At 69.4% G+C, this 7,244-nt stretch carries 8 protein-coding genes; 6 read left to right on the forward strand and 2 right to left on the reverse strand.

The window, feature by feature from the left end:
- A partial coding sequence (locus A9X03_RS20225; RefSeq protein ID WP_156746616.1) for an HNH endonuclease signature motif containing protein occupies positions 1 to 649 on the forward strand: 649 nt, incomplete at its 5' end.
- 193 nt (positions 650 to 842) lie between these two features.
- On the forward strand, positions 843 to 1,823 hold the full coding sequence (locus tag A9X03_RS20230) for an alpha/beta fold hydrolase (RefSeq protein ID WP_231975430.1): 981 nt from the start codon (positions 843 to 845) through the stop codon (positions 1,821 to 1,823).
- 20 nt (positions 1,824 to 1,843) lie between these two features.
- Here the strand turns inward: A9X03_RS20230 and A9X03_RS20235 are convergent, their stop codons facing one another.
- Complete coding sequence (locus A9X03_RS20235) at positions 1,844 to 3,208, reverse strand: serine hydrolase (protein ID WP_068262650.1); 1,365 nt, start codon at positions 3,206 to 3,208, stop codon at positions 1,844 to 1,846.
- Positions 3,183 to 3,503 (reverse strand): mycobilin-forming heme oxygenase MhuD, encoded by a 321-nt coding sequence (gene mhuD / locus A9X03_RS20240; RefSeq protein WP_067282414.1) that lies wholly within the window; start codon positions 3,501 to 3,503, stop codon positions 3,183 to 3,185. Before mhuD ends, A9X03_RS20235 begins: the two co-directional genes overlap by 26 nt.
- Before the next feature lie 63 nt (positions 3,504 to 3,566).
- On the opposite strand from mhuD, the gene A9X03_RS20245 reads away from it, so the two are divergent.
- The 4 genes from A9X03_RS20245 (at position 3,567) to A9X03_RS20260 (ending at position 7,217) form a co-directional block, all read left to right on the forward strand.
- Complete coding sequence (locus A9X03_RS20245) at positions 3,567 to 4,325, forward strand: alpha/beta fold hydrolase (RefSeq protein WP_067747842.1); 759 nt, start codon at positions 3,567 to 3,569, stop codon at positions 4,323 to 4,325.
- Between the two features lie 95 nt (positions 4,326 to 4,420).
- Positions 4,421 to 4,759, forward strand: coding sequence for a lsr2/espR transcriptional regulator (locus A9X03_RS20250; RefSeq protein WP_104182682.1), 339 nt, complete (start codon positions 4,421 to 4,423; stop codon positions 4,757 to 4,759).
- Between the two features lie 5 nt (positions 4,760 to 4,764).
- Entirely contained in the window at positions 4,765 to 5,244 is a 480-nt protein-coding gene (locus A9X03_RS20255; protein ID WP_067782229.1) for an NADH-quinone oxidoreductase subunit B family protein, read from the forward strand.
- Positions 5,241 to 7,217, forward strand: a complete 1,977-nt coding sequence (locus tag A9X03_RS20260; protein WP_369831397.1) for a proton-conducting transporter membrane subunit — start codon at positions 5,241 to 5,243, stop codon at positions 7,215 to 7,217. Before A9X03_RS20255 ends, A9X03_RS20260 begins: the two co-directional genes overlap by 4 nt.
- Positions 7,218 to 7,244 lie beyond the last annotated feature (27 nt).

Consider the following 7,244-nt stretch of genomic DNA (forward strand, 5'->3'; position numbering starts at 1 on the left):
AGCGTCAGACAGCGCGCCGCCCCTGCCGGGCAGCGTCGAGGCGTTCATGCGCCTGGTCGAGGCCGGGTGGGACGCGGAGGCGACCCGCCGCCCGCACGGGCAGCACACCACCGTGGTGGTGCACGTCGACGCTGAAAAGCACACTGCGGCACTGCACGTGGGTCCGCTGCTCACCGACGCCGAACGCCGCTACCTGACCTGCGACGCCACCGGCGAAGTGTGGTTCGAACGCCAGGGCGAGGTCATCGGCGCCGGCCGAACCACCCGCCTGATCAGCCGGCGACTGCGCCGCGCGCTCGAGCACCGCCACCGCAGCTGCGCGGTTCCCGGCTGCGGCGCCACCCGCGGCCTGCACGCCCACCACATCCGGCACTGGGAAGACGGCGGACCCACCGAGCTGACCAACCTCGTGCTGGTCTGCCCGTATCACCACCGGGCCCATCATCGTGGCGTCATCACCATCGCCGGACCCGCACGCACGATGACCGTCACCGATCAGGCCGGCCGAACACTGAGGCCCGGATCGCTGGCGCGGCCACCGACAAAGCCCCCACCCCCGGTCGCCCCCTGCCCGGGACCCACCGGCGAGCGCGCCGACTGGTGGTGGTACCAACCCTTCCAACCCCAACCACCACCATCCAACAACTAGCCCGCCTACCGGGCCGGTCGCTCCCCGCAACGTATCGACGAGTAACCGGTTGCCACCGGAATCAGCCAGCGTCGCAACGCATCCACTGCGTAAGCGTCGTTGAACCACGTGTTGTCCGGCCGGGCAAGATCTGGGAGCCTCAATAGTTCGAAGACAGTCTCCGAAATCCCGCTCGACGGAGAGGCGGCCCGTGGTGACCCGCGCCCTGACGAAGCCGGTCGGCGCCGTAACGCTGTCCGGGCTTCTCGCCCTGGCCGCTCGCTATGCCGCCCAATCGGTCGTCGCGCGGATCGAGAACAATCCCGATCCCTATCCTCGTGAGCGCCTCGCCACCGAACAGCGCGGCGAGCAGCACTTCATCAGCCGAGCCGACGGGACCGTGCTGCGCGCCATTACCGCCGGCGCGGGGCCCGCCGTCGTTTTCGCGCACGGCTACGGCGGCACGCTCGGGGAGTGGAACATCGTCTGGGATGAGCTGTTGGCCCGGGGCTACCGCCTCATCGCCTTCGACCAACGAGGACACGGTAGCTCCACGCTTGGTTCGGCCGGCGTGGGGTCCGCGCCCATGGCCGAGGACTATGCGTCCATCCTGCGGCACTTCGACGTCGAGGATGGCGTCCTGGTAGCCCACTCCATGGGCGGCTTCGTCGCCGTCCGTGCGGTGCTCGACCACGAGGACGTCTCCGGCCGGCTGCGGGGATTGGTGTTGTTCGCGACATGGGCGGGCCGGATCAACGACGGTGCGCCGCAAAACAGGCTGCAGATCCCGCTGATGAGGTCGGGGCTCATGGGCTGGCTGGTGCGAACGCGGGTCGGCGGGGTGCTTTTCGGCGCGGCGCAATGCGGGAAAAGCCCCTCCCCGGCAATGATTTCGGTGTTCATCGAGTTCTTCGACAAACACATGCGCGAGCATGGGCCCCTGACGCCGATCCTACGGGCGTTCGGGCGGGAGGACCGTTACCCCCGCCTGGGGGAGATTTCGATTCCGACGGTTGTCATGGTCGGTTCAGCCGATCGCAGCACCCCGCCCATTCACTCTCGACGGCTCGCCGCCGGGATACCCGGCGCACGGCTCGTCACGGTGCCGGACGCCGGCCATCTGCTGAACTGGGAGGGCGCCGACGCGCTCGTCGCCGTTGTGGGAGAGCTGTCCCCTGGGTCGCAAGCCGGCTAGCGGTGGCTGGAGGGTGACGATCAGCGCGGTGCGATCAGCGCGAAGGCCTGCTTGGCGACCTGCAGCATCCACCCGGTCACGTTGGGCCCGTGGTCGCGTGGCCAGTTGAGTTGAAAGCTGACCACGTACGGCTGCTGCGTCTTGTCGACGGCGTACCAGCTGAAGGTCAGATCACCCGGCAGGCCACCGGCTTTCGCGCCGATGTAGGGCCAGACGTCGCGGTCCAGCTGGATGCCCGACACCGCGGAGAGGATCTGCCTGACGGGGGCGGCCGCGCCGACGGCGTCGGCCTGCAGCGCCGCGTGGATCCGGCAGATGTCCTCCGCGTTGCCGTACCACTCCGCACCGTAGGACGACGCCGGCGTGTGGGCGCGGGTCGGATCCGGTTCGTAGGGAGTCGCATTCGCCTGGGCAAGCAGTTGGGCGCGGACTTGCGGCGACCCGTGTTGCCACAGAGTGCGCAGGTCCGGCTTACCCCAGCCGACCGAGAACAGCTCGTACATCGTGGGGAACGGCGTCATGCTCGCCGGGTCGTGGTGGCCCGCCGTGACCAGCGCCTGCTCGATCGCGTGGGTGCCCAGCCTTCCGATCAACAGGTCGGTGGCCATGTTGTCGCTGGTCGCGATCATCTTCTCGGCGGCCGTTCGGACCGAAACCTGCGCTCCGGCGGGCAGAGCCAAACCGGACGAGCCCACCGCGCGGCTCTTGTCGGTGACGGTCAGCCGATCATCCCAGGAGATCGTTCCGTCCTTGATGGCGCCCGCCACGGCGTGCAGCACGTACAGCTTGAAAATGGAAGCGAGCGGCAAGGATTCGGTGGTATTGGTCCCAGCCACGGGGTCACAGTGCCCGTTGTCCACCTTGGCGACCTGGTAGGAATAGCGGGCCCCCGTCTTGCTCAACACCGCGTCGATGTCGTGCCACGAATCGATCTTCGGCGCCTGCGTCTCGAGGTCGAACCGATCGACCCACCCGCCGTCGTCGGTGTGTATCCGGATGTCTTGGCGCGCACCGTAGGACGACGTCAGGTGCAGGGTGGCCCTGCTGGCGCCCAGATCCACGCCGTCGAGGGTGAACGGGCGGTCCCACCACAGGCCCTCCATCGTGGTCTGCGCCGACTTGACCATGTCCGGTGCGGCCAGCGTGCCGACCCCAACCGGGCCGATGGGCCAGTCCGAGTTGAGCATGTCCAGCGTCTGCTGGGCCCGGATACCGGGTGGCGTTCGTACGTCGATCTGCCGCCCGGGATTGGCCGCGTTCGCCTGCGGTGAGGGGGAGGTTGCGCAACCGGGCGCGAACGTGACTACCAATGCGGCGGCGGCACTCAACGCCACCGCGCGGCGCCGGGCCGAGAACCCGCTAGCCACCCTGCTTGTTGCCGGCAACGTCCATCACAACCTCGAATTCCAGCAGCGACGCCCCGGTCGCCACCGGGTTGGCCCGCTCGCCGGCGTGGGCCTGAATCGCGGGCCCCTGCGCCCACGCCTGAAATGCCTCTTCGGACTCCCACTGGGTCACGACGAAGTAGCGGTTCTCGCCCTTGATCGGGCGCAGCAACTGAAACCCGAGGAAGCCGGGCTGGTTGTCGACCGCGTGCGCCCGGTGTGCGAACCGCTTCTCCAGCTCGGGTCCGGCGTCGGCGGGTACTTCGATTGCGTTGATCTTCACCACTGGCGACATGCCGCTAGGCTACCCCTTCGCCCGGCCTGTCCAACTGCAGGGCGGGGCACGCAGGATGGTGACATGGCCGGTGATCTGCTGACTTGCCGCGGCGGGCGGGGCGAGCCGTTGGTGCTGGTGCACGGCCTGATGGGCCGGGGCACCACGTGGTCGAGGCAGCTGCCGTGGCTGACCGCGCTGGGCGCGGTGTACACCTACGACGCCTTGTGGCATCGGGGCCGCGGCGTCGACGACCCGCACCCGATCAGCACCGAACGGTTCGTGGCCGACCTGGCCGACGCGGTGAGCGCACTGGGCACGCCGGTCACGCTGGTCGGGCATTCGATGGGTGCCCTGCACTCGTGGTGTCTGGCCGCGGAGCGTCCGGAACTGGTTTCCGCGCTGGTGCTCGAGGACATGGCGCCGGACTTCCGCGGGCGCACGACCGGCCCCTGGGAGCCGTGGCTGCACGCCCTGCCGGTCGAATTCGACTCCGCACAGCGCGTATACGACGAGTTCGGCCCCGTTGCCGGGCAGTATTTTCTGGAGGCCTTCGACCGCACCGCCACCGGTTGGCGCCTGCACGGGCACCCCGCGCGCTGGATCGAGGTCGCCGCCGAATGGGGCACCCGCGACTACTGGGAGCAGTGGCGGGCGGTGCGCGCCCCGGCGCTGCTCATCGAGGCCGGCAACTCGGTCACCCCGCCGGGGCAGATGCGAGAAATGGCCGAAATGAGCTCTGTCGCAAAGTATTTAAGGGTTCCGGAAGCCGGGCATCTGGTTCACGACGAAGCGCCGCAGGTGTATCGCGGCGCCGTCGAGTCATTCCTCGCCGGCGATTGAGTTCGGGCCTGACCGCCCGAGGTGAGAAGCGCAGCACCATATGATAAATTCTTCAATCGTTAAACCCTAGAAACTTTGCTGCCTTCAGGAGACTTATCGTGACGGAGCCGCTCTACAAGCTCAAAGCGGAGTTCTTCAAGACGCTGGGGCACCCCGCGCGTATCAGGATCCTGGAGCTGCTCGTGACGGGAGAGAAGTCGGTCGCCGAACTGTTGCCCGAGGTGGGGCTCGAGGCTTCGAACCTTTCGCAGCAGCTCGGCGTCCTGCGCCGGGCCGGCGTCGTCGACGCGCTGCGGGACGGCAACACGATGATCTACTCGATCGCCTCCCCGGACATCGCCGAACTGCTCATGGTGGCGCGCAAGGTGCTCACCGGGGTGCTCAGCGACCGCGTGGCGATGCTGGAAGGCCTGCGCGCCGGCGGCGCGGGGTAGCGCGCATGGGCTGGATCAGCAAAGCCGTGCGCGTCGGCCGGATCGCCGAACCCGCGCCACCAGCGCCGGAGCCGGTGACCACGCCGCCCGCCGGGGTGCGCGGCTCACTTCAGATCCGGCACGTCGACGCGGGGTCGTGCAATGGGTGCGAGGTGGAGATCGCGGGCGCGTTCGGGCCGGTTTATGACGCCGAGCGGTTCGGCGCCCGCCTGGTGGCCTCCCCGCGACATGCGGATGCGCTCCTGGTGACCGGCGTCGTAACGCACAACATGGCCGACCCGCTGCGTGTCACGCTCGAGGCGACCCCTTTGCCGCGTCGGGTGATCGCGTGTGGTGACTGTGCCATCAACCGAGGGGTCTTCGCCGACGCCTACGGCGTGGCCGGCGCGGTCGGCGAAATGGTGGGGGTGGACGTGGAGATCCCGGGATGCCCGCCGACACCGAGCCAGATCGTCGCGGCGCTGCGGTCGGTGACCGGCAGGTGACCGCAGTGCTGACGACCCGAGCGGCGCCCGAGCCAAACACGCTGGCCCGCAACGGCTCCGGATCAATCTGGGCCGGCCTGCTGACCTCGCTGCTGGGCGCTGGCGGGTTATGGGCGGGCGCCGTGGGGATGTTCGGATCGGCGCGCGACGTCCGCATCGGTTGGTTGCTGCCGCTGGCCGGGGTCCAATTGAGCCTCGATCCGCTGGGCGGGTTCTTCATGGCGCTCACGGGGGCGGTCGCCGTCGCGGTCGGGCTGTACACGATTGGCTATGCCCGGCGCGAGCGGGTGGGCCCGGTGACGCTGGCGGTGTTGCCCGTGTTCATCGCGGCGATGCTGCTGGTGCCCGCGGCGGCGTCGATCACCACGTTCCTGTTGGCGTGGGAGTTGATGGCGGTGGCGTCGTTGGTTCTGGTGCTGGCGAACCACACCCGCCCGCAGGTTCGCTCCGCCGCGTTGGTGTATGCGGTGATGACGCAGTTGGGGTTTGTGGCGATTCTGGTCGGCCTGATGGTGTTGACGGCGGAGGGCGGCGCAGACCGGTTCGCCGACTTGCACCGGATACCGCAGGGCGCGCAGACCGCGGTGTTCCTGTTGACACTGGCGGGGTTCGGCTCGAAGGCCGGCCTGGTGCCGCTGCACGCCTGGCTGCCTCGGGCCCACCCGGAGGCGCCGAGCCCGGTGTCGGCGCTGATGAGCGCGGCGATGATCAACCTCGGCGTCTACGGCGTTTGTCGCTTCGATTTGCAGCTGCTCGGGCCCGGGCCTCGCTGGTGGGGTCTGGCCCTGATGGTCGTCGGCGGGGTGTCGGCCCTCTACGGCGTGGTGCAGGCCTCGGTGGCCACGGATCTCAAACGGCTGCTTGCCTATTCGACCACCGAGAACCTCGGGCTGATCACGCTGGCCCTTGGCGCCGCCACCCTGTTCGCGGCCACCGGCGCAAGCGGGCCGGCCGCGATCGCCACCGCGGCGGCCATGCTGCACCTCGTTGCGCATGCGGCCTTCAAGTGCCTCGGTTTCCTCGCCGCGGGATCGGTATTGGCCGCGACCGGGCTGCGCGACCTCGACCGGCTGGGCGGCCTGGCCCGCCGGATGCCGGCGACGACCAGCCTGTTCGCGGTCGCCGCGCTCGGGGCGTCGGGGTTGCCGCTGGGGGCCGGGTTCGTCAGCGAGTGGCTGCTGGTGCAGTCGCTGATCCACACGGCCCGAGGGCATTCCGCCGTCTTGGCGTTGACCACGCCGCTGGCGGTGGGGGTGGTCGCGCTCACCACGGGTCTGGGCGTGGCGGCGATGGTCAAGGCGTTCGGCATCGGGTTCTTGGCGCGGCCGCGTTCCGATCAGGCCGCGGACGCCCGAGAGGCGCCACCCACGATGCTGGCCGCCATGGCAATCGCTGCGGCGGCCTGCCTGACGATGGCGGTGGCGCCCGCGGTCATCGCACCCGCGCTGCGCCAAGCGGTCGCCGCGCTACCGGCCGCCCGCGCAATCGGATTCACCGGTCTCGGGGCCGTGGTGCGGCTGCCCGGCCTGCAGGGGTCGATCGCCCCGGGCGCGATCGCCGTCGGTGTCGTGGTGGCCACGGTGACCGCGGCGATGCTGACGCTCTGGCGCCGCGGCCGTCGCCCGTCGGCCGCCACGTTGCCGCTGTGGGCTTGCGGCGCGGAGGATCTCACCGCGCGAATGCAGTACACCGCAACGTCGTTCGCCGAGCCGTTGCAACGGGTGTTCGACGACGTCCTGCGCCCCGACACCGACATCGAAGTCACGCACAGCGCCGAATCGCAATATCTGGCCGAAAAAATCACCTACCGGACCAGAATCGTCGATGCCATCGAGGAACGCTGCTATACCCCGGTGATCCGAGCGGTCGAGGTCGCGGCGGATGTGGCCCGGCGCGCCCACACCGGCAGCGTGCACCTTTATCTGGCCTACGGCGCGCTCGGCGTGCTCGTCGTGCTGGTGGTGGCCCGGTGAATGTCTTGTCCTACGTCGCGGGCGCGG

Source organism: Mycobacterium sp. E1715, from assembly GCF_001667625.1.
Taxonomy (GTDB): domain Bacteria; phylum Actinomycetota; class Actinomycetes; order Mycobacteriales; family Mycobacteriaceae; genus Mycobacterium.